The 26,672-nt window shown below is 70.9% G+C and carries 23 protein-coding genes; 13 read left to right on the top strand and 10 right to left on the bottom strand.

What is annotated here, in order from left to right:
* Window positions 1–5: 5 nt before the first annotated feature.
* Window positions 6–4,565, top strand: coding sequence for a glutamate synthase large subunit (gltB, locus tag J7E91_RS26800; RefSeq protein WP_214909015.1), 4,560 nt, complete (start codon window positions 6–8; stop codon window positions 4,563–4,565).
* Entirely contained in the window at window positions 4,558–6,018 is a 1,461-nt protein-coding gene (locus J7E91_RS26795) for a glutamate synthase subunit beta (protein WP_214909013.1), read from the top strand. Before gltB ends, J7E91_RS26795 begins: the two co-directional genes overlap by 8 nt.
* Window positions 6,019–6,128: 110 nt before the next feature.
* Here J7E91_RS26795 and J7E91_RS26790 read toward each other — a convergent pair whose 3' ends face one another.
* Window positions 6,129–7,025: a rhomboid family intramembrane serine protease gene (locus J7E91_RS26790; protein WP_214909011.1), complete on the bottom strand. Its 897-nt coding sequence runs from the start codon at window positions 7,023–7,025 to the stop codon at window positions 6,129–6,131.
* Window positions 7,026–7,223: 198 nt separating this feature from the next.
* On the opposite strand from J7E91_RS26790, the gene J7E91_RS26785 reads away from it, so the two are divergent.
* Together J7E91_RS26785 and J7E91_RS26780 are read left to right on the top strand one after the other, a co-directional pair.
* Window positions 7,224–7,940, top strand: a complete 717-nt coding sequence (locus tag J7E91_RS26785; RefSeq protein ID WP_214909009.1) for a VWA domain-containing protein — start codon at window positions 7,224–7,226, stop codon at window positions 7,938–7,940.
* A complete protein-coding gene (locus J7E91_RS26780; RefSeq protein ID WP_214909007.1) occupies window positions 7,937–8,506 on the top strand; it encodes a HutD family protein in 570 nt (189 codons plus the stop codon). The genes J7E91_RS26785 and J7E91_RS26780 overlap by 4 nt, the downstream gene beginning before the upstream one ends.
* A 48-nt stretch (window positions 8,507–8,554) precedes the next feature.
* Here J7E91_RS26780 and J7E91_RS26775 read toward each other — a convergent pair whose 3' ends face one another.
* Window positions 8,555–10,051, bottom strand: a complete 1,497-nt coding sequence (locus tag J7E91_RS26775; RefSeq protein WP_214909005.1) for an FAD-dependent oxidoreductase — start codon at window positions 10,049–10,051, stop codon at window positions 8,555–8,557.
* A 171-nt stretch (window positions 10,052–10,222) separates the two neighbouring features.
* On the opposite strand from J7E91_RS26775, the gene J7E91_RS26770 reads away from it, so the two are divergent.
* Window positions 10,223–10,714, top strand: a complete 492-nt coding sequence (locus tag J7E91_RS26770; protein ID WP_214909048.1) for a pyridoxamine 5'-phosphate oxidase family protein — start codon at window positions 10,223–10,225, stop codon at window positions 10,712–10,714.
* A 133-nt stretch (window positions 10,715–10,847) separates the two neighbouring features.
* Here the strand turns inward: J7E91_RS26770 and J7E91_RS26765 are convergent, their stop codons facing one another.
* From J7E91_RS26765 to J7E91_RS26755, 3 genes are read right to left on the bottom strand one after another with little or no spacing between them, the layout of a single operon-like run.
* Window positions 10,848–11,831, bottom strand: coding sequence for an acyl-CoA dehydrogenase (locus tag J7E91_RS26765; RefSeq protein WP_214909003.1), 984 nt, complete (start codon window positions 11,829–11,831; stop codon window positions 10,848–10,850).
* Window positions 11,831–12,976: an acyl-CoA dehydrogenase family protein gene (locus tag J7E91_RS26760; protein WP_214909001.1), complete on the bottom strand. Its 1,146-nt coding sequence runs from the start codon at window positions 12,974–12,976 to the stop codon at window positions 11,831–11,833. Before J7E91_RS26760 ends, J7E91_RS26765 begins: the two co-directional genes overlap by 1 nt.
* Window positions 12,976–13,830 (bottom strand): enoyl-CoA hydratase, encoded by an 855-nt coding sequence (locus J7E91_RS26755; protein WP_214908999.1) that lies wholly within the window; start codon window positions 13,828–13,830, stop codon window positions 12,976–12,978. The genes J7E91_RS26760 and J7E91_RS26755 overlap by 1 nt, the downstream gene beginning before the upstream one ends.
* Window positions 13,831–13,876: 46 nt before the next feature.
* On the opposite strand from J7E91_RS26755, the gene J7E91_RS26750 reads away from it, so the two are divergent.
* From J7E91_RS26750 to J7E91_RS26730, 5 genes are all read left to right on the top strand, one after another.
* A complete protein-coding gene (locus tag J7E91_RS26750) occupies window positions 13,877–14,683 on the top strand; it encodes an SDR family oxidoreductase (RefSeq protein ID WP_214908997.1) in 807 nt (268 codons plus the stop codon).
* Window positions 14,684–14,736: 53 nt separating this feature from the next.
* A complete protein-coding gene (locus J7E91_RS26745) occupies window positions 14,737–15,348 on the top strand; it encodes a TetR/AcrR family transcriptional regulator (protein WP_214909046.1) in 612 nt (203 codons plus the stop codon).
* 32 nt (window positions 15,349–15,380) lie between these two features.
* On the top strand, window positions 15,381–16,538 hold the full coding sequence (locus J7E91_RS26740) for an acetyl-CoA C-acetyltransferase (RefSeq protein WP_214908995.1): 1,158 nt from the start codon (window positions 15,381–15,383) through the stop codon (window positions 16,536–16,538).
* A 265-nt stretch (window positions 16,539–16,803) separates the two neighbouring features.
* Complete coding sequence (locus J7E91_RS26735) at window positions 16,804–17,007, top strand: cold-shock protein (protein WP_015607926.1); 204 nt, start codon at window positions 16,804–16,806, stop codon at window positions 17,005–17,007.
* Between the two features lie 89 nt (window positions 17,008–17,096).
* Window positions 17,097–18,881, top strand: coding sequence for a DEAD/DEAH box helicase (locus J7E91_RS26730; protein ID WP_214908993.1), 1,785 nt, complete (start codon window positions 17,097–17,099; stop codon window positions 18,879–18,881).
* Between the two features lie 270 nt (window positions 18,882–19,151).
* Here J7E91_RS26730 and J7E91_RS26725 read toward each other — a convergent pair whose 3' ends face one another.
* From J7E91_RS26725 to J7E91_RS26710, 4 genes are read right to left on the bottom strand one after another with little or no spacing between them, the layout of a single operon-like run.
* On the bottom strand, window positions 19,152–20,243 hold the full coding sequence (locus tag J7E91_RS26725) for a nitronate monooxygenase family protein (protein WP_214908990.1): 1,092 nt from the start codon (window positions 20,241–20,243) through the stop codon (window positions 19,152–19,154).
* Window positions 20,240–20,998, bottom strand: a complete 759-nt coding sequence (locus J7E91_RS26720) for a CoA-transferase subunit beta (protein WP_214908988.1) — start codon at window positions 20,996–20,998, stop codon at window positions 20,240–20,242. Before J7E91_RS26720 ends, J7E91_RS26725 begins: the two co-directional genes overlap by 4 nt.
* Window positions 20,995–21,843, bottom strand: a complete 849-nt coding sequence (locus J7E91_RS26715; RefSeq protein ID WP_214908987.1) for a CoA transferase subunit A — start codon at window positions 21,841–21,843, stop codon at window positions 20,995–20,997. The genes J7E91_RS26720 and J7E91_RS26715 overlap by 4 nt, the downstream gene beginning before the upstream one ends.
* Window positions 21,840–22,625 (bottom strand): enoyl-CoA hydratase family protein, encoded by a 786-nt coding sequence (locus J7E91_RS26710; protein ID WP_214908986.1) that lies wholly within the window; start codon window positions 22,623–22,625, stop codon window positions 21,840–21,842. The genes J7E91_RS26715 and J7E91_RS26710 overlap by 4 nt, the downstream gene beginning before the upstream one ends.
* Before the next feature lie 56 nt (window positions 22,626–22,681).
* Here J7E91_RS26710 and J7E91_RS26705 point away from each other — a divergent pair, with 56 nt between their 5' ends.
* From J7E91_RS26705 to J7E91_RS26695, 3 genes are all read left to right on the top strand, one after another.
* Window positions 22,682–23,512: an SDR family oxidoreductase gene (locus J7E91_RS26705; RefSeq protein WP_214908985.1), complete on the top strand. Its 831-nt coding sequence runs from the start codon at window positions 22,682–22,684 to the stop codon at window positions 23,510–23,512.
* The gene (locus J7E91_RS26700; RefSeq protein WP_214908984.1) at window positions 23,509–24,435 is read left to right on the top strand and encodes an SDR family oxidoreductase; all 927 of its coding nucleotides are present in this window, start codon (window positions 23,509–23,511) and stop codon (window positions 24,433–24,435) included. The genes J7E91_RS26705 and J7E91_RS26700 overlap by 4 nt, the downstream gene beginning before the upstream one ends.
* Window positions 24,436–24,624: 189 nt before the next feature.
* The gene (locus J7E91_RS26695) at window positions 24,625–25,020 is read left to right on the top strand and encodes a ribonuclease domain-containing protein (protein ID WP_214908983.1); all 396 of its coding nucleotides are present in this window, start codon (window positions 24,625–24,627) and stop codon (window positions 25,018–25,020) included.
* A 135-nt stretch (window positions 25,021–25,155) separates the two neighbouring features.
* Here J7E91_RS26695 and J7E91_RS26690 read toward each other — a convergent pair whose 3' ends face one another.
* Window positions 25,156–26,670, bottom strand: coding sequence for an ankyrin repeat domain-containing protein (locus J7E91_RS26690; protein WP_214908982.1), 1,515 nt, complete (start codon window positions 26,668–26,670; stop codon window positions 25,156–25,158).
* Window positions 26,671–26,672: the final 2 nt, after the last annotated feature.

The following is a 26,672-nucleotide window of genomic DNA, read 5'->3' as shown; positions in this document are numbered from 1 at the left end:
TGCCGATGCGTTCCGACGCCTGGTCGCCCATGGACGGTCGCCCCGCCCAGCAGGGGATGTACGACCCCCGTAACGAGCACGACGCCTGTGGCGTCGGCTTTGTGGCCACCCTTACCGGTGTGGCCAGCCATGAGCTGGTCGAGCAGGCGCTGACCGTACTGCGCAACCTCGAACACCGCGGTGCCACGGGATCCGAGCCCGACTCCGGCGACGGCGCCGGAATCCTGCTCCAGGTCCCCGACGCCTTCCTCCGCGAGGTCACCGACTTCGACCTCCCCGAGGCCGGGGCGTACGCCGTCGGCATCGCCTTCCTTCCCGCAGACGGCTCCGCACAGGCCGTCTCGGAGATCGAGACGATCGCCGCTGACGAAGGGCTCGACGTCCTGGGGTGGCGTGAGGTTCCCGTCACTCCCTCGCTGCTCGGCAATGGGGCCCGCGCCACCATGCCCGCCTTCGCTCAGATCTTCGTGGCAGACGGAACGTCGACCGGGCTGGACCTGGACCGCAAGGCCTTCGTGCTGCGCAAGCGCGCCGAGCGTGAGGCCGGTGTCTACTTCCCGTCGCTCTCCGCGCGCACCATCGTCTACAAGGGCATGCTCACCACCGGGCAGCTCGAACCGTTCTTCCCGGACCTGTCCGACCGGCGCTTCGCGACGACGGTGGCTCTGGTCCACTCGCGGTTCTCCACCAACACCTTCCCGAGCTGGCCGCTCGCCCACCCGTACCGCTTCGTCGCGCACAACGGCGAGATCAACACGGTCAAGGGCAACCGCAACTGGATGCGGGCCCGTGAGTCCCAGCTTGCTTCCGATCTGTTCGGAGCCGAGAAGCTGGAGCGGATCTTCCCCGTCTGTACGCCCGACGCGTCGGACTCCGCTTCCTTCGACGAGGTACTGGAGCTGCTCCATCTCGGCGGGCGCTCGCTGCCGCACGCGGTGCTGATGATGGTCCCCGAGGCGTGGGAGAACCACGACTCCATGGACCCGGCCCGGCGGGCCTTTTACCAGTACCACGCCACGATGATGGAGCCCTGGGACGGCCCGGCCTGCGTCACCTTCACCGACGGCACCCAGGTCGGCGCCGTACTCGACCGCAACGGTCTGCGTCCCGGTCGCTACTGGGTGACCGACGACGGGCTTGTCGTGCTGTCGTCCGAGGTGGGTGTGCTCGACATCGACCCCGCGAAGGTGGTCCGCAAGGGACGGCTGCAGCCCGGCAAGATGTTCCTCGTCGACACCGCCGAGCACCGGATCATCGAGGACGACGAGATCAAGGCCGGTCTGGCCGCCGAGGCTCCGTACCAGGAGTGGCTGGAAGCCGGCGAGATCGAGCTGGAGGACCTGCCCGAGCGTGAGCACATCGTGCACACGCACGCCTCGGTCACGCGTCGCCAGCAGACCTTCGGGTACACCGAGGAAGAGCTGCGCGTCATCCTCGCGCCGATGGCTCGTACGGGCGGCGAGCCGCTCGGTTCCATGGGTACGGACTCGCCCATCGCGGCGCTGTCCGAGCGGCCCCGGCTGCTCTTCGACTACTTCACCCAGCTCTTCGCGCAGGTCACCAACCCGCCGCTGGACGCCATCCGCGAGGAGCTCGTCACCTCGCTGCGTTCCTCGCTCGGCCCCCAGGGCAACATCCTGGAGCCGACCGCAGCGACCTGCCGCAACGTCACGCTGCCGTTCCCGGTGATCGACAACGACGAGCTGGCCAAGCTGATACACATCAACGCCGACGGTGACATGCCGGGCCTGACGGCCGCCACGCTGTCCGGCCTCTACCGCGTGAGCGGCGGCGGCGACGCGCTGGCCGCCCGTATCGAGGAGATCTGCACCGAGGCCGACGCCGCCATCGAGGCCGGCGCCCGCCTGATCGTGCTCTCCGACCGGCACTCGGACGCCGAGCACGCGCCGATTCCGTCGCTGCTGCTGACCTCCGCCGTGCACCACCACCTGATCCGTACGAAGCAGCGCACCCAGGTGGGGCTGCTCGTCGAGGCCGGCGATGTGCGCGAGGTGCACCACGTCGCGCTGCTGATCGGTTTTGGTGCTGCCGCCGTCAACCCGTACCTGGCCATGGAGTCCGTGGAGGACCTCGTCCGGGCGGGTACGTTCATCGAGGGCGCCGAGCCCGAGCAGGCCATCCGGAATCTGATCTACGCCCTGGGCAAGGGTGTCCTGAAGGTCATGTCCAAGATGGGCATCTCGACCGTCGCCTCCTACCGGGGCGCGCAGGTCTTCGAGGCCGTCGGTCTGGACGAGGCCTTCGTCGAGAAGTACTTCAACGGTACGGCGACCAAGATCGGCGGCGCCGGTCTCGACATCATCGCCAAGGAGGTCGCCGCCCGGCACGCCAAGGCGTACCCGGCCTCCGGCATCGCCGCCACGCACCGCGCGCTGGAGATCGGCGGCGAGTACCAGTGGCGGCGCGAGGGCGAGCCGCACCTGTTCGACCCGGAGACGGTCTTCCGCCTCCAGCACGCCACGCGCAACCGCCGGTACGACATCTTCAAGCAGTACACGGACCGGGTTAATGAGCAGTCCGAGCGGCTGATGACGCTGCGTGGGCTGTTTGGGTTCAAGAGTGGGCGTGAGGCCATCTCGATCGACGAGGTCGAGCCCGCTTCCGAGATCGTCAAGCGCTTCTCCACCGGCGCCATGTCGTACGGCTCCATCTCCCAGGAGGCGCACGAGACCCTCGCCATCGCCATGAACCAGCTGGGCGGCAAGTCCAACACCGGTGAGGGCGGCGAGGACGCCGAGCGGCTGTACGACCCGGCGCGGCGCTCCAGCATCAAGCAGGTCGCCTCCGGGCGGTTCGGTGTGACGAGCGAGTACCTGGTCAACGCCGATGACATCCAGATCAAGATGGCGCAGGGTGCCAAGCCCGGTGAGGGCGGTCAGCTGCCCGGTCACAAGGTCTACCCGTGGGTCGCCAAGACCCGGCACTCGACGCCGGGCGTAGGGCTCATCTCGCCGCCGCCGCACCACGACATCTACTCCATCGAGGACCTGGCTCAGCTGATCCACGACCTCAAGAACGCCAACCCGGCCGCGCGTATCCACGTGAAGCTGGTGTCGGAGGTCGGTGTCGGCACGGTCGCGGCGGGTGTGTCCAAGGCGCACGCCGATGTGGTGCTGATCTCGGGTCATGATGGTGGTACGGGTGCTTCTCCGCTCACTTCGCTGAAGCACGCGGGCGGTCCCTGGGAGCTCGGGCTCGCCGAGACGCAGCAGACGCTGCTGCTCAACGGGCTGCGCGACCGTATCGTCGTCCAGACCGACGGTCAGCTGAAGACCGGCCGCGACGTGATCATCGCCGCGCTGCTCGGCGCCGAGGAGTTCGGTTTCGCGACCGCGCCGCTCGTCGTCTCCGGCTGCGTCATGATGCGCGTCTGCCACCTCGACACGTGCCCGGTCGGCATCGCCACGCAGAACCCGGTCCTGCGCGACCGGTTCTCCGGCAAGGCCGAGTACATCGTCAACTTCTTCCAGTTCATTGCGGAGGAAGTACGCGAGCTGCTGGCCGAGCTCGGTTTCCGTACGCTCGAAGAGGCCGTCGGCCACGCCGAGCTGCTCGACACCGACGCGGCCGTGGAGCACTGGAAGGCGCAGGGTCTCGACCTGGAGCCGCTCTTCTACGTCCCCGAGCTGCCGGAGGGCGCGGTCCGTCACCAGATCACCGTCCAGGACCACGCGCTGGAGAAGGCGCTCGACAACGAGCTGATCAAGCTCGCCGCCGACGCCCTGGCCGTGGACAACGCCGAGGCCGCCGGGCCGGTCCGCGCGCAGGTCGCGATCCGCAACATCAACCGGACCGTCGGCACGATGCTCGGTCACGAGGTGACGAAGAAGTTCGGCGGGGCGGGTCTGCCCGACGACACCATCGACATCACCTTCACGGGATCGGCCGGTCAGTCCTTCGGCGCCTTCATCCCCCGTGGCGTGACGCTGCGGCTCGAAGGCGACGCCAACGACTACGTGGGCAAGGGCCTTTCGGGCGGCCGGATCATCGTCCGGCCGGACCGGGGCGCCGACCACCTCGCCGAGTACTCGACGATCGCGGGCAACACGATCGCGTACGGCGCGACGAGCGGTGAACTCTTCCTGCGGGGCAGGACCGGTGAGCGCTTCTGCGTCCGTAACTCCGGCGCCACGGTCGTCTCGGAGGGCGTGGGCGACCACGGCTGCGAGTACATGACCGGCGGCCGCGCGGTGGTACTGGGCGAGACCGGGCGCAACTTCGCGGCCGGCATGTCCGGCGGCGTCGCGTACGTCATCGACCTCGACCCGGACAACGTCAACTCCGGCAACGCCGGGGCCGTCGAGGCGCTCGACGACGCCGACAAGCTGTGGCTGCACGATGTGGTGCGCCGCCACGAGGAGGAGACCGCGTCCACGGTCGCTTCGAAGCTGCTGGCCGAGTGGGACACCGCCGTGACCCGCTTCAGCAAGATCATCCCGTCCACGTACAAGGCAGTGCTCGCCGCCAAGGACGCCGCTGAGCTCGCCGGTCTCTCCGAGCAGGAGACCACCGAGAAGATGATGGAGGCGGCGACCAATGGCTGACCCCAAGGGCTTCCTGACCACCGGCCGTGAGGTCGCCAAGACCCGACCCGCCGGTGAGCGCGTCAAGGACTGGAACGAGGTCTACGTTCCCGGCTCCCTGCTGCCGATCATCAGCAAGCAGGCGGGCCGCTGCATGGACTGCGGCATCCCGTTCTGCCACAACGGCTGCCCGCTCGGGAACCTCATCCCCGAGTGGAACGACTACGCCTACCGCGAGGACTGGGCGGCGGCGAGCGAGCGGCTGCACGCCACCAACAACTTCCCGGAGTTCACCGGGCGGCTGTGCCCGGCTCCCTGCGAGTCGGCGTGCGTGCTCGGCATCAACCAGCCGGCCGTCACCATCAAGAACGTCGAAGTCTCGATCATCGACAAGGCGTGGGGGAACGGTGACGTCACGCCGCAGCCGCCCGAGCGTCTTTCGGGCAAGACCGTCGCCGTCATCGGGTCGGGGCCTGCGGGTCTCGCCGCAGCTCAGCAGCTGACGCGGGCCGGTCACACGGTCGCGGTGTACGAGCGCGCCGACCGCATCGGCGGACTGCTGCGCTACGGCATCCCCGAGTTCAAGATGGAGAAGGTGCACATCAACCGGCGCATCGAGCAGATGCGCGCGGAAGGCACCAAGTTCCGTACGGAAGTGGAGATCGGCCGCGACATCGACGCCGCGAAGCTGCGGCGTCGTTACGACGCGGTGGTCATCGCCGCCGGCGCGACGGTCTCCCGCGACCTGCCCGTACCGGGCCGTGACCTGAACGGCATCCACTTCGCGATGGAGTACCTGCCGCTCGCCAACAAGGTGCAGGAGGGCGACCTGACGGCCTCCCCGATCACCGCCGAGGGCAAGCACGTCGTGGTCATCGGCGGCGGCGACACCGGCGCGGACTGCGTGGGCACCGCCCACCGCCAGGGCGCGGCGTCCGTCACTCAGCTGGAGATCATGCCGAAGCCGGGCGAGGAGCGTAACGCCAACCAGCCGTGGCCGACCTTCCCGATGCTCTACAAGGTCACCTCCGCGCACGAGGAGGGCGGCGAGCGGGTCTACTCCGTCTCGACCACCCACTTCGAGGGCGACGAGGACGGCAACGTCCAGTTCCTGCACCTCGTCGAAGTGGAGTTCAAGGACGGCAAGCTGGAGCAGAAGCCGGGCACGGAGCGGAAGATCCCCGCTCAGCTCGTCACGCTGGCGATGGGCTTCACCGGCACCGACCAGGCGAACGGCCTGGTCCAGCAGTTCGGTCTGGAGCTCGACGCGCGCGGCAACATCGCTCGCGACGCGCAGTACGCGACGAACGTCGACGGCGTCTTCGTCGCCGGTGACGCGGGCCGCGGTCAGTCGCTCATCGTGTGGGCGATCGCCGAGGGGCGGTCGGCGGCGCGTGGCGTGGACCGGTTCCTGACGGGGACGAGCGAGCTGCCCGCCCCGGTGAAGCCGACGGACCGTGCGCTGACCGTCTGACGTACGCCCCGGCAAATAAAACGTCCCGCACAACGGCGTGCGGAACTGAACGCGGCGCCTGCCCTGTCCCCGACCGGACACTGGGTGGGCGCCGCGGCGCGTCCTGACTGTCAGGCCGCGAAGGACGTCAGCGATGACGTCTTCATCAGTACGAGCACGACCAGCAGCACCAGCACCCCGGCGCCCGCGGCCACCTGGATCGCGGTGCGGTTCTTACGGGGTGCGTACGCCAGGGCCAGGCTGACCAGGCCGCCGGTGAGCAGGCCGCCCAGGTGGGCCTGCCAGGAGGCGAAGAGGGCGGACACCACCATCCAGATCATGAGCCCGGCCATGAAGCGGTTGACCGCCTGCATGTCGCGGCCCAGGCGGCGGCAGATCACGTAGTACGAGGCCGAGACGCCGAAGATCGCGCCCGAGGCGCCCACGACGATGCTGTGCGGCGCGATCAGGTAGACCAGTACAGAGCCGCCGAGCGCGGACAGCAGGTAGAGAGCGGCGTAACGGGCCCGGCCGAGCTGGTCCTCGACCGTCCTGCCCACATTCCACAGGCAGAGCATGTTCATGACGATGTGCATGATCCCGAAGCTGCCCCCGGTCGGACGCAGGTGGAGGAACGCGCCGGTGAGCAGCCGGTACCACTCGCCGTCGGCCACCCCGGCGACGGTCGGGGCGGCGTAGCCTCCGCTCTCGGGACCCAGCAGGCCCCAGCCGAGCATGCCGAACCGGCCGACGAGGTCGGGGCGCGCCAGTTCACCGAGGTAGGCGGCAACGTTCAGAGCGATCAGCGCGTACGTCACCACCGGCGCGGCCGCCCCGGCCACCGCGCCACCGAAGACCGTGCGCGCCTGGCGGACGGACTTGTGGCCGTCCTTCACGCACTCGGGGCACTGGTGACCGACGGCCGCCTCCCGCATGCAGTCGGGGCAGATGAACCGTTCGCAGCGCGTGCAGCTCACGTACGTCTCGTACTTGGGGTGGCGGTAACACGTCGTGACGGCGGCTTCCACGGCCGGCTCCTTGGGCTTCTTCAGGACAAACGGGGAGAGCCGGTGGGGTCGGCGCCGCTCAAGATAACGCACGGGTCCGTACCGGCCGCTGCTCGCAGTGCGGGCCCCGGCCGGATGCCGGTGACGTAACCTCAGCAGACCTGCCTGCGCTGCCACTTCCCGCCAGCCCCGTAACCCCGTACGAAACGGAGATCCGACGTGGCGATAAGCCTCCACAAGGTCGAGGAGACCGCGCCCGCGCTCGTCAGCCTGTACAAGAGCGCCGGAGCCTCGGTGCAGAATCACGGGCTGAGCGGGCAGCGCGCGGCCGTCTACCTCGTCCTCGACTACTCGGGTTCCATGAGGCCGTACTACCAGGACGGCAGCGTGCAGGCGCTCGCCGACCGGGTGCTCGGGCTGTCCGCCCATCTCGACGACGACGGCAGCGTGCCGCTCGTGTTCTTCTCGACGGATGTCGACGCGATCACGGACATCGCCCTCGACAACCACCAGGGGCGCATCGACAAGATCGTCGCCGGGCTCGGGCACATGGGCAAGACCAGCTATCACCTGGCCATGGACGCGGTGATCGACCACTACCTGGACAGCGGATCGACTGCGCCCGCACTCGTCGCCTTCCAGACCGACGGCGGTCCCATCAACAAGCTCGCGGCGGAGCGGTACGTCTGCAAGGCCGCGAAGCTTCCACTGTTCTGGCAGTTCGTGGGCTTCGGCAATACGCGAAGCACGCAGTTCGACTTCCTGCGCAAGCTGGACGAACTGGCCGTCCCGGCGAGGCGTGTGGTCGACAACGCGGGCTACTTCCATGCCGGGCTGGACCCGCGCCAGGTCTCGGACGGGGAGCTGTACGACCAGTTGGTGCGCGAGTTCCCCGCGTGGCTGGCGGCGGCGCGGGCGCAGGGCATCGTGCGATGACGGTCCGGGTGCTGAGGGCGGCCGACCGTGAGGCCGTGGCGTGGAAGAACGGCGGCGGGGTCACCCGGGAGATCGCGGCTTCACCCGAGGGCGCCGGGATGGCCGACTTCGACTGGCGGATCAGCCTCGCGGAGGTCGAAGCGGACGGCCCGTTCTCGGCATTCCCCGAGGTGGACCGCATCCTGACGATGGCCGAAGGTGCCGGGATGGACCTCATGGTGGGCGGGGAGCGGCGGCTCGTGGACCAGTGTTACGTCCCGCAGGACTTCCCCGGCGACGTCGCCACCGACTGCCGGCTGCTCGACGGCCGGGTCGTGAACTTCAACGTCATGCACCGCAGGGGCCGCACCACCGCGCGGGTCGCGGTGGTGCGCGGCGGCCTGGATGTCGCAGTCCCGCCCAACGGGACGGTGGTGATCGTCGCACTCGACGGGACCGCGTCGTTCGACGGCATCACCCTCGCCCCGTACGACGCCGTCATGACCGGGTCGCCGGGCGCGCTGTCCGCCCAAGGTCACGCGGCGGTTGTCACCCTCACCCCCACTCTCACCCTCACGACCGGCTGAGCCGCGCGGCCTGCGGGCGACACCCGCGAGCGGGCCGTCCGCGCGGGTTCAGTCGCGCGGTATCGCCCCACGCGTCGCGGGCTTCCAGGAGATCCCCATCTCGCCGGCGGCGGTCGACACGGTGACGGGCTCGCTGCCGGCGGTTTCCGAGGCCCAGGCCGCGTAGCCGTCGGGACGGACGAGCAGAGTCGTACGGCGGTCACTCGCCCAGTGCGCCACGGTGAGCCGCCCGTCGTGGTCGACCTCCGCGCCTCGCGGGGTGATGAGCACGAACCGCCCCGCGCGAAGCTGCTCGTACAGTCGGCCCTCCTGCAGCTCGACGTCCGGAACGCGCTTGCCGGTGAACGGGTGGGCGCCGCGAGGAGCGCCGTACGCGTAACCGATGCCCGTGATCTGGCCGATCGCCCTGCGGGCAGCCGGGCGTACGTTGCCGACGGCCAGGGTCAGCAGGGCGCGGAGTCCGCGCTGCAGCGGGGTGTGGGCCATGGCCAGGCGGAGGAGCGCGCCGCTGCTGCGCAGCACGGCCTTGCCGACCGGGTGCCTTTCGTCGTGATACGAGTCCAGCAGGGCTTCCGGCGCCTGCCCGTTGACCACGGAGGCCAGCTTCCAGCCGAGGTTGGCCGCGTCCTGGAGGCCGGTGTTCATGCCCTGGCCACCGGCCGCGGAGTGCGTGTGCGCCGCGTCGCCCGCGAGAAGGACCCTGCCCACCCGGTACCGCGGGACCTGGCGTTCGTCGCTGTGGAACCGGGACATCCAGCGGGCGTCGTGCATACCGAAGTCGCTGCCGAAGGCGCGCCGGGTGATCGCACGCAGCTCCTCCAGTTCGACGGGCGCCGTGTCGGGGATCGCGCCGCGCGTACGGTCCCAGCCGCCCACGCGCCAGTACCCGTCCTCGAAGGGGATGAGGAAGCCGAAGGCCGTACCCATGCCGTTGATCACGGCCGTACGGTCGGGCTCCTCCGCGAGCAGCACGTCGGCCAGGACGATCGACTTGATGACCGAGTGTCCGGGGAAGGGCATGCGCAGGGCCTTGCGCACGGCGCTGCGAACCCCGTCGGCGCCCACGGCGTAGGCGGCCCGCAGCGCGTCGGCCGTTCCGTCCTCGCGCCGCACGTCGAGGGTCACACCCGTCTCGTCCTGCGTGAGCCCGGTGACCTCCGCTCCGTACACGAACGTTGCGCCGTTCTTCTCGGCCCGGCGCAGGAGCAGCTTGTCCACCTCGAACTGCGGGGTGACCAGCAAGTACGGGAAGCGCGAAGGGAGATCGGAGATGTCGAGGGAGAGCGAGCCGAAGAGCCGCAGCCGGCTGATGATCTGGCCGGTCGCGACCAGCTCGTCGGCGAGGCCGCGGGCATCGAGCTGCTCCAGGGTGCGGGCGTGCACGCCGAAGGCCCGGGTGAGATTGCTGATGCCCTGCGGGCGACGCTCCACCACCGTGACGGGGACACCGGCGGCCGCGAGGTCGCCGGCGAGGAGCAGGCCGGTGGGGCCGGCCCCCACTACGACGACGTTGCGCTGGAAAGTGGTACCGGTCGTGCCGTTCATGGCGACCTCCTGATGCCAACACCTGTTGGTCAACGCTTGTTGGCCCAATGTAGAGCGGAGGGCGGGATGATGTCAACGGGTGTTGGCCTACGCGTGTTGTCGGTTCTGGGACGGCTTCGGTGATACCCGACAGGAGATGTCGGGTATCACGGCTTCAATGTCGCCATGGCTATGAGTTGGGCAGACTTCCAGGCGGCGGAACCGCAGTTCGCGCAGGCCGCGCAGCAGCGGTTCCAGCAGTACAAGCACCATGTCCTCGCGACGATCCGCAAGGACGGATCGCCGCGTGTGACCGGGCTCGAAGTGTCGTTCCTCCATGGCGAGTTGTGGCTCGGCATGATGCCGAACTCGCGCAAGGCGCTGGACCTCCGGCGCGATCCGCGCTTCGCCGTCCAGGCGAACCCGGGTGAGGGCGACGATTTGCGGGACGGGGACGTACGGATCAGCGGCCGGGCGGTGGAGATCACCGACGCCGACGTGATCGCCCGCTACTCCGAGGGGACCAAGCCGCCGGAGCCGTTCCACCTGTTCCGCGTGGAACTGACCGAGGTGGTCGGGACCTCCATCGAGGGCGACTCGCTCGTCGTACGGGCCTGGCGGCCGGGCAGTCCGGTACGGACGATCCGCCGGGGCAACGGCGACGAAGCGCCTCGGGAGGACTGAGGGCCCGGTGGGCAGGGGTGGGGGGCGGGTGCGGATCTCGGTGCGGCGTGGCGGTGCGTCGGCCTGCGGCAAGGACCTGCGGCAGGCACCTGCGGTGCGTCGCGTGCGGCGAGTTACCGTACGCCCGGCGGCGTCATGGGCCAGCCAGTACCTTCGCCCGGCACTCCGACGGCGTCCCCCACGCGTCACGCAGCGGGCGGGCCTTGCGGAGCCAGAGGGAGAGGTCGAGCTCCTCCGTGTAGCCGACCGCCCCGTGCAACTGGAGCGCGGTCCGCCCGGCGGCGTACGCGGCCTCGCCCGCCGTGAGCTTCGCGGCGGCGATGTCGGCAGAGGTCATGGACAGTGCCGCGCCGAAAAGCAGCGGCCGGGCGAACTCCAGCCCGATCAGGGTGTCGGCCAGCCGGTGCTTGACCGCCTGGAAGCCCCCGATGGCCGTCCCGAACTGCGTGCGCTGCTTGACGTACGCCACCGTCCGGTCCAGCAGCGCCAGCCCGGTGCCCAGCGCCTGCGCGGCGGTGGCGAACGCCGCGTGGTCGGCGGCGTACGCGGCGGCCGCCGTCACCGCCGGTCCCGAGGCGAGCAGTTCGCCGCCCGGCTCCGGCCGGTACAGCCGGCGCGCCGGATCCGCCGACGCCTGGAGCGCGCCGTACCCGGGAGCGAGCCGCAGCTCGTCCCCGCGCACGGTGAGGAGGTACGTCGCCGAATCCGCGTCCAGCGCGTACGGGCCGCAGCCCTGAAGCGTGAGCGTCGCGTTCGCCGCGCCCCCCGCCAGCGCCGGCAGCAGCCGCTTCGCGGGACCCGCCTCGCCGTGCTCGGCGAGGCGGGCCAGCAGGACGGCGGCCGCGACGGTCTCCACCACCGGACCGGGCACCGCATGCCGCCCGAGTTCCACACAGGCCACCGCCAGCTCGACCGGCAGCGGCCCCACCCCCTCGTACGCCTCGGGAACGGCCAGCGCGAAGACCCCCGCCTCGGCGAGCCGCACCCACAGCGCGTTCCCGGGAACGGCGTTTGCGGCCGCCCATGCCCGTACGACAGAAGGTGTGTCCGCGGCCGTCAGCAGCGCTTCCAGGGAACGCCCGAAAGCGGCCTGCTCGTCGGTCAGCAGGAACCTCATCAGCGGCGGCCCTTCGGCAGGCCGAGGAGGCGCTCGGCGATGATGTCGCGCTGTATCTCGTTCGTCCCCGCGTAGATGGGCCCGGCGAGCGCGAACACATAGCCCTCCGCCCACTCGCTCCGCGCCAGCTCGCCGTCCGCGCCCAGCAGATCGAGCGCGGTCTCGTGCAGGGCGATGTCGTAGTCGGACCAGAAGACCTTGTTGAGGCTGGACTCCGCTCCAAGGGCCGTGCCCGCCGCGAAGCGCGAAGCGTTGGCGTACGTGAAGAGCTGATACGCGCGCGCCCCGACCACCGCGTCCGCCACCCGGTCGCGCAGCGCCGTGTCCGAAGGATCCGCCGACGTACGCCACTGCTGTACGAGCCGGTCGGCGGCGGCGACGAAACGGCCGGGGGAGCGCAGGGTCAGCCCGCGTTCGTTCCCCGTCGTCGACATGGCGATCCGCCAGCCCTGCCCCGGCTCCCCGATGACGTCCTCGTCCGGCACGAACACGTCGTCCAGGAAGACCTCCGCGAAGGCCGGTTTGCCGTCGAGCCGGCCGATGGGGCGGACCGTGACACCGTCCGCCCTCAGATCGAACATCAGGTAGGTCAGGCCGTGGTGCGGCTTCGCCGCCCCGGGGTCCGTACGGAAGATCCCGAAGGCCCGGTCCGCGAAGGCGGCCCGCGACGACCACGTCTTCTGGCCGGACAGCAGCCACCCGCCCTCCGTCCGTACGGCGCGTGACGTGAGGGAGGCGAGGTCCGATCCCGACTCGGGCTCGGACCAGGCCTGCGCCCAGATCACCTCGCCGCTCGCCATGGCCGGCAGAACGCGGGCGCGCTGCTCTGCGGTGGCATGGTCGAAGAGCGTCGGCGCGAGGAGGCTGATGCCGTTCTGCGAGACCCGCCCCGGAGCGCCCGCCGCGAAGTACTCCTCCTCGAAGAGCAGCCACTTGAAGATGTCGGCGCCCCGCCCGCCGTACTCCCGCGGCCACGACACCACCGACCAGCGGTCCGCGTGCAACCGTGCCTCCCACGCGCGGTGCGCGGCGAAACCCTCCTCCGTCTCCAGGGAGGGGAGCGGCTCCGCGGGGAGGTGCGCGGCCAGCCACGCCCGCGCCTCGGCGCGGAAGGCGTCCTCCTCCGGCGTGTGCCGCAAGTCCATCAGGTACTCGCCTTCTTCATCGCGGACACATCCATCCCGCCGAGCGGGTCCGCGGCGGTCTCGGCGTTGTGGGCGTGGGCGAGGTGGTGCAGTCCGAAGACCGAGTCCATGCCGGTGTGCATGCCCTGAAGGTCCTCCGCCTGGTTCACGGCCCGCTTCGTGAGGGCCAGGCCCAGGCGCGGCATCGCGGCGATCCGGAGGGCCAGTTCCTCGGTACGCTCCGCCAGTTCGGCCCGTTCCACGACGCGGTTGACCATGCCGACCTCGTACGCCCTGCGCGCCGGCATCCGGTCGCCCGTGTAGAGGAACTCCTTGGCGATCCGCGGCGGCATCACCCACGGGTGCGCGAAGTACTCGACTCCGGGGATGCCCATCCGCACCACCGGATCGGCGAAGAACGCGTCCTCGGAAGCGACGATCAGGTCGCAGATCCAGGCGAGCATCAGCCCGCCCGCGACGCACGCTCCCTGGACGGACGCGACGACCGGTTTCGGCAGCTCGCGCCAGCGCCGGCACATCCCCAGATAGACCTCCGACTCACGCGCGAAGCGCGACTCGGCGCCCTGCTTGTCGCAGTGGTCCCACCACAGGCCCGCCTTGCGCTCGAAGGGCAGATGGGCGTCGCGTTCGGGGGTGCCGATGTCGTGGCCGGCGCAGAAGTGCTCGCCGGCTCCGGCCAGCACGATGACCTTCACCTCGGAGTCCGCCGCGGCGCGGTAGAAGGCCGCGTCCAGGGCGTAGGTCATCGCGGAGTTCTGGGCGTTGCGGTAGCGCGGGCGGTTGAGGGTGGCGTAGGCGAGGGGTCCGCGTCGCTCGTACAGCACGGGGGGCTCGTGGGCGGTGGGCGTGGGCATCGGCTCATCCTTCCCTAACAAGTGTTTGGTAGGTTAACGTACGGCCATGAGCAGCGTCGAGGAGTTCCGCGCCCCACGCCCCGAGTACGTACCGGGCCACGGTCTGCTCAAGGGGCGTACCGCAGTCATCACCGCCGCGGCCGGCGCCGGCATCGGCGGCGCCACGGCGCGCAGATTCCTGGAGGAGGGCGCGTGCATCGTCATCGGGGACGCCCACGCCCGCCGCCTGAGCGCGGCCGAGGAGGCGCTCGCCGAGGAGTTCGGCGCCGGGAACGTCGCCTCCCTGCCGTGCGACGTCACCGAAGAGACCGAGGTGCAGGCGCTCTTCGACCGCGCGGTACGCGAACACGGCGGCCTGGACATCATCGTCAACAACGCGGGCCTCGGCGGCACGGCCGAACTCGTCGACATGACCGACGAGCAGTGGTCCAAGGTCATCGACGTGACACTGAACGGCACCTTCCGCTGCACCCGCGCGGCCCTGCGCACCCTGAAGGCGGCCGGCCGCGGCGGCGTCGTCGTCAACAACGCCTCCGTCGTCGGCTGGCGCGCCCAGGCCGGCCAGGCCCACTACGCGGCCGCCAAGGCCGGCGTCATGGCGCTCACCCGGTGCGCGGCGGTCGAGGCGGCGGCGTACGGCGTACGGGTCAACGCCGTCGCCCCCAGCCTCGCCATGCACCCGCACCTGGTGAAGGTCACCTCCGCCGAACTGCTCGCGGAACTCACCGAGCGTGAGGTGTTCGGACGGTACGCCGAGCCCTGGGAGGTCGCAAACGCCATCGTCTTCCTCGCCAGCGGCTACTCCTCGTACATGACCGGCGAGACGGTCTCCATCAGCAGCCAGCGCGCCTAGCCGATGCCCAGGCGGACCGTGCCCGGGCGGACAATGGCAGCGTGCCTAACAACGTGCCTGACAAGAAGAAGAACCAGGTGACCGCCTCGCCCGAGCGGCGCCGTGAACTCCTCGGCACGGCAGCCGAGGTGTTCGCCGCCCAGGGTTACAACGCCACCACCGTCCGCAAGATCGCGGACGCGGCGGGCATGCTCGCGGGCAGCCTCTACTACCACTTCGATTCCAAGGAATCGATGCTCGACGAGATCCTCTCGACCTTCCTGGACGAGCTGTGGCAGGGGTACGACGCCGTGCTCGCCGCCGGGCTCGGGCCGAGGGAGACCATCGAGGCGCTCGTCACCGAGTCCTTCAGGGAGATCGACCGGCACCGCGCCGCCGTCGCGATCTACCAGAAGGAGTCCAGGCACCTGTCCGCGCAGCCCCGCTTCCACTACCTCGCCGACTCGCAGCAGAAGTTCGAGAAGGCGTGGCTGGGGACGCTGGAACGCGGGGTCGCGGCGCGGGTCTTCCGCGCCGACCTCGACATCCGGCTCACCTATCGCTTCGTCCGGGACACGGTCTGGGTCGCCGCGTCCTGGTACCGGCCGGGCGGCCTGCACAGCCCCGAGGAGATCGCCCGCCAGTACCTGTCGATGGTCCTGGACGGCATCGCCCTGCGTACGTAAGACGCGACACGTAACCCGAAGGAGCAGCAGCCATGGCCGAGGCCTACATAGTCGAAGCGGTACGGACCCCGGTCGGCCGGCGCAAGGGAGGCCTCGCGGCCGTCCACCCGGCCGACCTCGGAGCGCACGTTCTGAAGGCCCTCGTCGCGCGCTCCGGCATCGACCCCTCGGCGGTCGAGGACGTCGTCTTCGGCTGCCTGGACACGGTGGGACCGCAGGCGGGCGACATCGCCCGTACGGCGTGGCTGGCGGCGGGGCTGCCCGAGGAGGTGCCCGGCGTCACGATCGACCGCCAGTGCGGGTCCTCGCAGCAGGCGGTGCACTTCGCGGCGCAGGGCGTGATGTCGGGGACGCAGGACCTGGTGGTCGCCGGGGGCACGCAGAACATGACGCAGATCCCCATCGCCTTCGCGTCCCGGCAGGCGGCCGAGCCGCTGGGCCTCACGGACGGCCCGTTCGCCGGCTCGCAGGGCTGGCGGGAGCGGTACGGCTCACTGCCGGTGAACCAGTTTTACGGGGCGGAGCTGATGGCCGGGAAGTGGGGCATCTCGCGGCTCGACATGGAGGAGTACGCCCTGCGCTCGCACCAGCGGGCGGTGCGCGCCATCGACGAGGGGCGCTTCGAGCGGGAGACGGTGGCGTACGGGGACGCGACGGCCGACGAGGGGCCGCGCCGCGACACCACGCTGGAGAAGATGGCGGGGCTGAAGCCGGTTCTGGAGGGCGGCACGATCACGGCGGCGTGCTCGTCGCAGATCTCGGACGGGGCGGCGGCGATGCTGATCGCGTCCGAACGGGCGGTCGCGGTACACGGGCTGACGCCGCGTGCCCGTATCCACCACCTGTCGGTGCGGGGGGAGGACCCGATCCGGATGCTGTCGGCGCCGATTCCGGCGACGGCGTACGCACTGAAGAAGGCCGGCATGGCGATCGACGACATGGACCTGGTCGAGATCAACGAGGCCTTCGCGCCGGTCGTGCTGGCCTGGCTGAAGGAGACGGGCGCGGACCCGGCCCGGGTGAACGTCAACGGCGGCGCGATCGCACTGGGTCACCCGCTGGGGGCGACCGGCGTCAGACTGATGACGACGCTGCTGCACGAACTGGAGCGTACGCAGGGCCGGTTCGGCCTCCAGACGATGTGCGAGGGCGGCGGCCAGGCGAACGTCACCATCATCGAACGTGTCTGAGGGGCTGAGGGGGCTGCTGAGGGGGGCGGGTTCGCGCCTCCGGTGGTACGACGATCTTCTTGCGGCGAAGGGGTGGTGCTCCGGCGTCATCGTGTTAGAGTGAGCGAGTTGCAGTTTTGGTACCCATAAACATTATGTGCGCCTGACGGGAATGCTTCCTCAGGCGCATTTTGTTTTCCGGTTCTCCGGATGGGGCTCATTGCGGCGACGTGGAATCCGTACAGTCCGGATTTCCGGATCTGCCCCAGTTTTTTAGGAGAATGACATGGCTACTGGAACCGTGAAGTGGTTCAACTCGGAAAAGGGCTTCGGCTTCATCGAGCAGGACGGCGGCGGCGCTGACGTCTTCGCTCACTACTCGAACATCGCCACCCAGGGCTTCCGTGAGCTCCAGGAGGGCCAGAAGGTCTCCTTCGACGTCACGCAGGGCCAGAAGGGCCCGCAGGCGGAGAACATCGTCCCGGCCTAATTCGCCGACGCGATACCTCGCTAGCCGGGGCCCGCACCGTGAAGGTGCGGGCCCCGGCTTGTGCTTGTTTCCAGGAAGGCAAAATCTGAATGACCCGCTCCGAACGCCCCGCCGCCGCCACCACCGCACGCTCCGCGCGTCCCGCCCGCAACCGCTCCGCGCAGCCCGCTCGCGGCAAGGCCCCCGCAAAGGGTGCCGCCCGCAGGGCCACGCCTGTGCAGGGTGAATTCGCGATGCCGGAGACGATTACCCCGGCGCTGCCGCCCGTCGAGAACTTCGCCGATCTCGACATGCCCGCGGCCCTCCTCAAGACCCTGGCGGCCCAGGGTGTGACCGAGCCGTTCCCCATTCAGGGCGCGACCCTGCCGAACACGCTCGCGGGCCGCGACATCCTCGGCCGCGGACGCACCGGTTCCGGCAAGACCCTCGCCTTCGGCCTCGGGCTGCTCGCCCGCACCGCGGGCAGGCGCTGCGAGCCGCGCGCGCCGCTCGCCCTGGTCCTGGTGCCCACCCGCGAGCTCGCGCAGCAGGTCACCGACGCGCTCACGCCGTACGCCACGGCCGTGAACCTGCGGATGGCCACGGTCGTCGGCGGCATGTCGATCACCAAGCAGGCGAACACGCTGCGCCGTGGCGCGGAGGTGCTCGTCGCCACCCCCGGCCGCCTGAAGGACCTCATCGAGCGCGGTGACGCGGACCTCGGCCAGGTGTCGATCACCGTCCTCGATGAGGCCGACCAGATGGCCGACATGGGCTTCCTTCCGCAGGTCACAGCGCTGCTGAAGCAGGTCGAGCCGGACGGGCAGCGGATGCTGTTCTCGGCGACACTCGACCGGAACGTCGACCGGTTGGTGCGGATGTTCCTGACCGATCCGGTGGTCCACTCCGTCGACCCGTCGGCGGGCGCGGTGACGACGATGGAGCACCACGTGCTGTACGTCGCCGACGAGACCGACAAGAAGGCCGTCGCCACGCGCATCGCCGCCCGCGAGGGGCGGGTGATCCTCTTCGTGGACACCAAGCGCGCCGCGGACCGCTTCGCGAAGCGGCTGCTGGCCAGCGGTGTGTACGCGGCGGCGCTGCACGGCGGCCGTTCGCAGCCGCAGCGCAACCGCACGCTCGACCAGTTCAAGACCGGGCAGGTCACCGCGCTGGTGGCGACCAATGTGGCGGCCCGCGGCATTCACGTCGACGACCTCGACCTCGTGGTCAACGTGGACCCGCCGACCGACCACAAGGACTACCTGCACCGTGGCGGCCGTACCGCTCGCGCGGGCGAGTCCGGCAGCGTCGTCACGCTGGTGCTTCCCGACGAGAAGCGTGAGATGACGCAGCTGATGTCGGCCGCCGGCATCGTCCCGCAGACCGCGCGGGTCAAGTCCAGCGACGACGAGCTGACCCGGATCACCGGTGCGCGCGAGCCCTCGGGCGTCGCCATCGTGATCGAGGTTCCGCAGCAGCAGCAGGCTTCCGCGAAGCCGAAGCGCCGTCCGCAGCAGAGCGGTGGGCGTGGTGGTGGCGCGGGTCGCGGTGCCGGCGGCGGCCTGGGCGGCGGCGCCCGTACGCAGGGTGGCGGCCGTACGCAGGGCGAGCGCGCCCAGGGTGGCGCTGGTGGTCGTGCGGGTGCTGGTGGTCGTGCGGGCGCGGGCGCGGGTGCCGGTGCTGGTGCTGGTGGCGCGGGTAGTCGTGCCGGAGCCGGTGCGGGTGGTCGTGGTGGCGCCGGTGGCCGTGCGCAGGGCGAGCGTGCCGGTGCGCGGGCACAGGGCGGTGGCCGTGCGGGAGCGGCGCAGGGCGAGCGTGCGCAGGGCAGTGGCGGTCGTGGGCGTGGGCGCGGTGGCCGCGCCCAGGGCGGTAGCCGCAGCGCGGCAGCGTAGGGGCGACCGGCTGCCCTGCGGCGCTTTTCCGCTTCGCGCCGCCCGGCCGGGCTTACGCCCCGCCGGGCTTGCGCCCCGCCGGGCGGCGCGGCCGGACTTTCACCTCCTGGAGCGGAATCAGCAGATCCGGGTGGTGTGTCAATCGGACTGCTTCAGCCACTCACGCACGTTGGCGTCGTACGCCGCGCGATAAGCGTTCGACGCCGACAGCTCCACTCCGCCGTGCGCCCGCAGCAGTACGTAACTCGCAATTGTTTTGCGGAAAAGGATTCATTCCGGTGTCGGCAGCGCGCCGGTCGAGGTGCGGAGTGACGTCGGGGGTGCCGGGAATCGTCCGAGCGTTTCGTTCGCTTCGGCCATGACGCGTGCCACCAGTTCCGCGCAGGACGGCAGATCGTCGATCAGCCCCGCCACCTGCCCGGACGCCATCACACCGACATCGGTGCGGCCCTCCACCATGGAGGCCCTGAGCAGCATCGGGGTGTTGGCGGCCAGCAACACCTGACTCCAGGTCAGGTCCCTGCCGTGTTTCATGGCCAGGCCGTCGCGGACCATCGCGGCCCAGCTCTGCCCCGAGATCCTCTTGAATCCGGCCGCACGGCGCACCGCCTGCGCCAGCGCCTTCGTACGGCCCGCCCCTTCGAGGGAGTTGACGAGGTCCGTACGGAGCATGCGGTGCGGGAGACCGTCGACGGCCGTCGTGAGCGTGACGTCCTTTACGCTCGCCGCCAGGTACCGCGCCTTGACCGTGTCCGGGACCGTCGAGTCGGAGGTGAGCAGGAAGCGCGTGCCCATCCCGATGCCCGCCGCGCCGTACGCCAGCGCGGCGACCAGGCCACGGCCGTCGTAAAAGCCGCCCGCGGCGATCACGGGGATGTCCACGGCGTCGACAACCTGGGGGAGGAGCACCGTGGTTGCCACCTCTCCGGTGTGGCCGCCGCCCTCGCCGCCCTGCACCATGACGGCGTCGGCGCCCCACGCCGCGACCTTCTCGGCGTGCCGGCGCGCGCCGATGGACGGGATGACGACGACGCCCGCGTCCTTCAGCTCCGCGATCAGGTCCTTGGAGGGCGCGAGCGCGAACGAGGCGACCTTCACGCCCTCGCCGATGATGACCCGTACACGACTCCGCGCATCACTCGCGTCGGCCCGCAGGTTGATCCCGAAGGGGGCGTCCGTACGGGACTTGACCTCGCGTACGGCGCGCAGGAGCTGCTCGGTGGTCATCGTCGCGGACGCGAGGATGCCGAGCGCGCCCGCGTTGGCGCAGGCCGATACGAGGCGAGGGCCCGCGACCCAGCCCATACCGGTCTGGACGATGGGGTGTTCGACGCCGGTGAGCTCGGTGAGCGCCGTCTTCATCGGGCCCTGACCTCGCGGTCGCGCAAGCCCTCCGGATCGATGACCTCGCGGATCAGGCGGAGTTCCTCGGCAGAGGGCTCGCGGGTGTACGGGACGTCCGTGGGGACGGTGAGCGCGAAGCCTGTCGCTTCCTGGACCTGGGCGGCCGTGACGCCGGGGTGCAGGGAGGCGAGGCGCATCGAGTGGTCGGGGGTGTCGAAGTCGAGGACGCCGAGGTCGGTGACGACACGTGGGATGCGGTGGTAGCGGGTGGCGCTCGGGCCCGCGGCGGCCGCGCTGTCGTAGCCGACGCCCGACACCATGTCGACCCTGTCGACGAAGACGCGGGTGGAGTGCCTCGGGATCCAGTAACTCGTCGGGTTGTTGAGGGTGTTGACGGGCGCCCCGCGTACCCCGAGGAGCTGGCGCGCGGGCTGCCGCCAGTCGCCGATGCAGGAGATGTTCTGGTTGCCGAAGCGGTCGATCTGGCTCGCGCCCATCATCACGTGACGCCTGCCACCGGTGACCATGGCGAGGTGCTGACGGTACGGAAGCCAGCCCTCCGGCGCCCCGTCGAGACCGACCAGCAGGGCCTCGCCGTCGGTGAGGAGGAGGTCGGGGGAGAAGGTGAGCTTCGCCAGGCGGGCACCGATGGCGGGGATCGCGCCCATGGGACTGGCGAGGACCTCGCCGTTGCCGCGCCAGGCTTCGGCGCAGGCGATGACGCAGTGTTCGGCGCGGGTGGCGGTGTGGGGTGTGGCGGCTTTGGTGGTCACTGCTGCTCCTCGTGCCACGCCTGTACGGCGGACTGATAGGCCTTCTCGCTGCCGGACAGGAAGCGCCCGGCGAACTCGGGCCAGGGGGTGGCGGCGTACACCCGCTGGAAGGCCTCGTCGCGGTCGTAGTCGGGGGCGCACGAGGTGAAATGCGCGCCGTTCGGCGTCTCGATGACGCCGGTGACGTAGTGGCGCTTGACGAGGAGGCTCTGCGGCGGCGCGGACTTCGTCAGTTCCGCCGTCTCGACCACCTGCTCGCAGGAGACGTACGCCGTGTCGGCCGCCTCGCAGAAGAGGTCGTCGAAGTACGGGTCGGGTCCGAGGTACTGGCCGTTGCCGAGCCGGTCGGCGCGGTTCAGGTGGACGAGTGCGGCATCCAGGCGCAGGGCGGGTACGGCGACGAACTCCTCCCCGTCGTCGTACGGCGAAGTGACCGTACGCAGGGCGGGGTTCACGCGCATCACGTCGGAGCCGATGCCGGCCCGGACGGGGAGGAAGGGGAGCCGGTTGGCGGCCGCGTGGAGCCCCCACATGAACATCGCCTCGTCGATCTCGGTGAGGTCGATCGCGCCGTTCTGGCGAGCCGTACGGAAATGCGGCTCCAGGGGGATCGAGTCGAGGGTGACGAAGGCGGTGACGAGCTTGCGGATTTTGCCGGCGGCGGCGAGGAGGCCGACGTCGGGGCCGCCGTAAGAGACGACTGTGAGATCACTGATCTCGGAACGGAGCAGTGCTCGGACGAGGGCCATCGGCTTGCGGCGCGAGCCCCAGCCGCCGATGCCGACGGTCATACCGCTGCCGAGCCGCCCGACGGCTTCTTCCGCTGTCATCGTCTTGTCGGTCATGGACGTATGCCCTCCTGACCCGAGGTGTCAGGGATGGCGTTGCCGAAGGTGTTACGGACGCGGTCGGCGACGCCGCTGAGATTGGCCTCGAAGGTGAAGCCCTGCTCGAAGCGGTAGCTGCGGCGTACGTCCACAGGGTCGATTCCGTTGATGGCAGCCTTGGCCAGCCGGATGAGGGTGCCGTCCTTGCCCGCGATCTCGCGCGCCAGGGCAAGGGCTTCGCCGAGGAGCTCGGCGCGCGGGACGACCTTCCAGACCGACCCGTGGGCGTGCAGTTCGGCGGCGGTGGCGGTGCGCGAGGTGTAGTACAGCGCGCGCATGAGGTGCTGCGGGACCAGGCGCGCGAGGTGGGTGGCGGCGCCGAGCGCGCCCCGGTCCAGCTCGGGCAGGCCGAAGGTGGCGTCGTCGGAGGCGACGATCGCGTCGGCGTTGCCGGCGAGGCCGATGCCGCCGCCGAGACAGAAGCCGCCCACGGCCGCGACGACGGGGACCTCGCACTCGTAGACGGCGGCGAACGCCTCGGCGCAGCCGCGGTTGGCGCCGATGAGGGAGGCGTGGCCCGCGTCGCGCCGCAGCTCCTTGATGTCGACCCCGGCGTTGAAGCCCCGGCCCTCGGCGGCGAGTACGACGCAGCGGACGGCGGGGTTGCGGCCGGCGGCGCGGACGGCGTGGGCGAGGTCGTACCAGCCCTGTACGGGGAGGGCGTTGACGGGCGGGAAGTCGACCGTGACGACGGAAATGCCTGGGTCCGTGGTTTCCGGGCTTGAGGTGGAGACACCCATGGGCGGATCAGCTACCTTTCCACCAAACATTTGTTAGGTGGGGAAGGTAGCAGCGAATGGAACTGAACGGGAGGGTCGCCGTCGTCACGGGCGGCACGCGCGGCGTCGGCGCCGGCATCGCGCGGGCGTTCCTGACCGCGGGGGCGCGAGTCGTGATCTGCGCGCGCCGGCCGCCGGACGAGGTGGTGGAAGCGAGCGGCCGTGAGGCGGAGTTCCGGCCGCTCGACCTGCGGGACCGGGCGGCCGTCCAGGACTTCTTCACCGGCGTCGTGGCGACGTACGGACGGCTCGACGTACTGGTCAACAACGCGGGTGGGACGCCGTACCGGCTGCTCGGGGAGGGGGAGGCGGCCCGTCACGCGCGAGTCGTGGAGCTCAACCTGACCGCACCGATGACGGCCTCTCTGGCGGCGTACGAGCACCTTCGGGCGACCGGGGGATCGGTCGTCATGATCGGCAGTGTCAGCGGGACCAGGCCCTCGCCGGGGACGGCGGCGTACGGGGCGGCCAAGGCGGGGCTGGAGAACCTGGCCAGATCGATGGCGGTGGAGTGGGCGCCCGGCGTACGGGTGAACACGCTCGTCCCCGGCATGGTCCGCACCGAACTCTCGCACCTGCACTACGGCGACGAGGCCGGCGTCGCGGCCGTCGGCCGGACGGTCCCGGCGGGCCGCCTCGCGGAACCCGGCGAGATCGGCGACGCGGCCGTCTTCCTCGCGTCCGGGCGGGCGGCGTACGTGAGCGGCGCGTCCCTCCTCGTCCACGGCGGCGGGGAACGCCCCGCGTTCCTGGACGCGGCGACAGTCAACAGCGGGCAGTCGCGGGGAGAACGAGGAGAACGGGGAGAACGGGGAGAACGGGGACACGCGAAAGGGGAAGGTAAATGACCGGGACCGGTACGGGGATCTGCGCCGGGCGAGTCGTCGTCGTGACGGGCGCCGGACGGGGGCTGGGGCGGGCCCACGCCCTGGCCTTCGCGGCGGAGGGCGCGCAGGTGGTCGTCAACGACCTGGGGGCCGGGCCCGACGGCGCGGGGGCGTCGGCGGGCCCGGCGCAGCGCGTGGTCGAGGAGATCGCGGCGGCGGGGGGAGAGGCGGTGGCCCACGGCGGGGACATCGCGACGGCCGGGGGCGCGGCGTCACTGGTCGCCACGGCGGTCGAGACGTTCGGGCGGCTCGACACCCTGGTCAACAACGCAGGTTTCCTGCGGGACCGGATGCTGGTCAACCTGGACGAGGACGACTGGGACGCGGTCGTGCGCGTACACCTGAAAGGCCACTTCCTGCCGCTGAAGTACGCCGCCGTGCACTGGCGGGCGCAGGCGAAGGCGGGGCGGGAAGTGGCGGCGCGTGTCGTCAACACCAGTTCGGGGGCGGGCCTGTTGGGGAGCGTGGGGCAGGGCAACTACTCGGCCGCGAAGGCGGGGATCGTCGGGCTGACGCTGGTCGCGGCGCAGGAGCTGGGGCCGTACGGCGTCCAGGTCAACGCGATCGCACCGGCGGCCCGTACCCGTATGACGGAGCAGACCTTCGCCGAGACGATGGCGGCACCGGGAACGGACGGCGAGTTCGACGCGATGGCCCCGGAGAACGTCTCGCCGCTGGTCGTGTGGCTGGGCTCGGCGGCATCGGCGGGGGTGACCGGCCGCGTCTTCGAAGCGGAGGCGGGCCGCATCACGGTCATGGAGGGCTGGCGCCCGGGCCCCACGGCGGACAAGGGCGCGCGATGGACCCCGGCGGAGGCGGGCGGTGCGGCGGCGCGGCTCCTGGCCGAGTCCGCGACACCGGGCCGGGTGTACGGGGCGCGGTAGTGGGCGACCGGGCGGGGTGTACGGGGCGCGGTCGCGGGCGCCGGCCTGTGCGGCCGGGCAGCCCCCGATGGTCCGGTCGCGAGAACGTGTGGAGTGTCCGGAGGTTGGCGGTGGGGGAGGTGAACGTACGGAGAACCAGGTCCAGTTGGCATTGACGCGGCACGCTCTACGCGCGTCATCATGATGCGCATGAGAATCCCCCCACGTCTCTCAGCCATCGGCGGCATCGCCGCCCTCGTCTCCGCCCTCCTCGTCGGCGGCCCGGTCACGGTCGCGGCGAGCGCCGCCCCTGCCCCCGCGGTCGGTGACATCTGTTACTCCGCCCTGCCCGCCCAGGCGCACGACACGCTCGACCTCATCGAGGCCGGCGGGCCCTACCCGTACGAGCAGGACGGGACCGTCTTCCAGAACCGGGAGCAGATCCTGCCGGACCGGACCACCGGCTACTACCACGAGTACACCGTTGTCACACCGGGCTCACCGAACCGCGGCGCCCGCCGCGTCGTCACGGGCGAAGCGGCGCAGGAGGACTACTACACGGCCGACCATTACGCGTCGTTCGACCTCGTCGACTACGACTGCTGAGGGGTCCGCGCAGCGTGGTCTTCAGTGTCTCCTCAAGCGCCGGACGGGCTTGAGCCTGCCGGCCTGCCTTCACGGGGCGGCACCTCGCCCGGCCCGTCCGGCGCTTGAGGACCGGAGACCCGGTTACGGGACCCCTCACCGGTAGCGCGGCGGCGTGCGTTGCAGCCGGCGCCTCACCGTCGCGTCCTCGATGTGCTCCAGCGCCTCGACCGCCGTCGCGTACGCGTACCCCTGCGGATCCTCCTCCCGCAGCAGCCGGCCCAGCGCCTCCACCGCCCGGGCGTCCCCGCGCGCCGCCAGACCGCGTGCCGCCTCCGCCACGGTGTCGGGATCGTGGTCCTCCAGGCGGTCCGCCAGCGCCTCGCGGATCTCCGGCGTATCGGCGTCGAGACCGGCGAGCGCCAGCGTCGCCCAGTCGCGCACCTCTTCGTCGGTGTCACCGCTGAGAGTGATCAGCGCCGCCGTACCCTCCCGGTGACCGGCGGGCACAAGACCGATGAGGGCGAGGGCCACCCGGTGACGTACATCGGCGTCGGGGTGGTCGACGTGGCGCAGGATCTCGGGAAGGGCCGCAGGATCACCGTGGTGCCCCAGCGCCAGCACAGCCGCCTGAACCGGCTCGGGACCGGATTCCCGCGCCTCGCGCGCCAGCTCCCGCAGCAGCGGCAGGGACCGCGCGGCGAACGGCTTCCCGCCCTGCTCGAAGCCGAGCTGCGCCAGAACGTCGGCGGCGAACGTCTGCCGCAGAGGATCACCGCTCGCGCACCACTCGGCCGCCGCCCGGAACGTCTCCTCGTCACCGCGCCGCCACAGCGCGGCCACGGACTCCATCCACTCGTCCCGGCCGGGATCACCGCCGCTCAGGGCCCGCTCGGCGAGCTCCTCGAAGGGCGTACGGATGCCCAGCCGCTCCTCCAGGAGCGTGGCGATCGCGGCGTGCCCGGTCTGCTGCTCGGCGCCGGCCGACGACGTGCCGTCCCGCAGCAGCTCGACGACGACCGTCTCCCCGCCGTCCTCCACGATGCGGCTGGTGACTGTCTCGACCTCCGCCACACCGTCCGCGAAGGTCTCCAGAAGGCCCGCCCGCAGCTCGTCCTCCACATCGACTTCGAGCCACCGCAGCGCCTCCTCCAGCGCCTCCCGCCGCGCGGAAGCGCCGTGCCGCAGAAGGGTCCGTACGGTCTCCGTGGACCCGCGCCGCGCGGCGAGCACCAGGGGCGGCTCCGTACCCGGAGCGGGGAGGTCGGGATCGGCGCCGTACTCCAAAAGCGCCTCGACGGTGTCCGCGTGCCCCTGCCGGACGGCCCAGGCCATCGCGGTGAACCCCAGCGCCTCACGCAGGTCGGGCGTCGCGCCCGCCGACAGGAGGGCCTCCACCACCTCCGTGTGGCCGCCGACCGCGGCGCCGCACAACGGCAGGTCACCGCCCTCCTGGCCGCTCGCCCGGTCGGGATCGGCGCCCGCCGCGAGCAGCAGCCGCACCATGCCCGGGCGGTTCTGCACGGACGCTCTGTAGAGCGCGGTCTCGCCTTCGTCGTCGGTCTGCTCGGCCGGTACGCCGGAGCGCAGCAGCCGTACCACGGCGTCGTCCCCGCCGTCGTACACCGCTTCGGACAGGGTCCTCGGACCCGCTTCCGGATCGTTCGTCATGT

Origin of the sequence: Streptomyces sp. ISL-99 (genome assembly GCF_018614005.1) — a bacterium.
In the GTDB taxonomy this organism is placed as follows: domain Bacteria; phylum Actinomycetota; class Actinomycetes; order Streptomycetales; family Streptomycetaceae; genus Streptomyces; species Streptomyces flavidovirens.
Note: the sequence above shows the minus strand (reverse complement) of the source record. Positions and strands in the feature narration are given on the sequence as shown.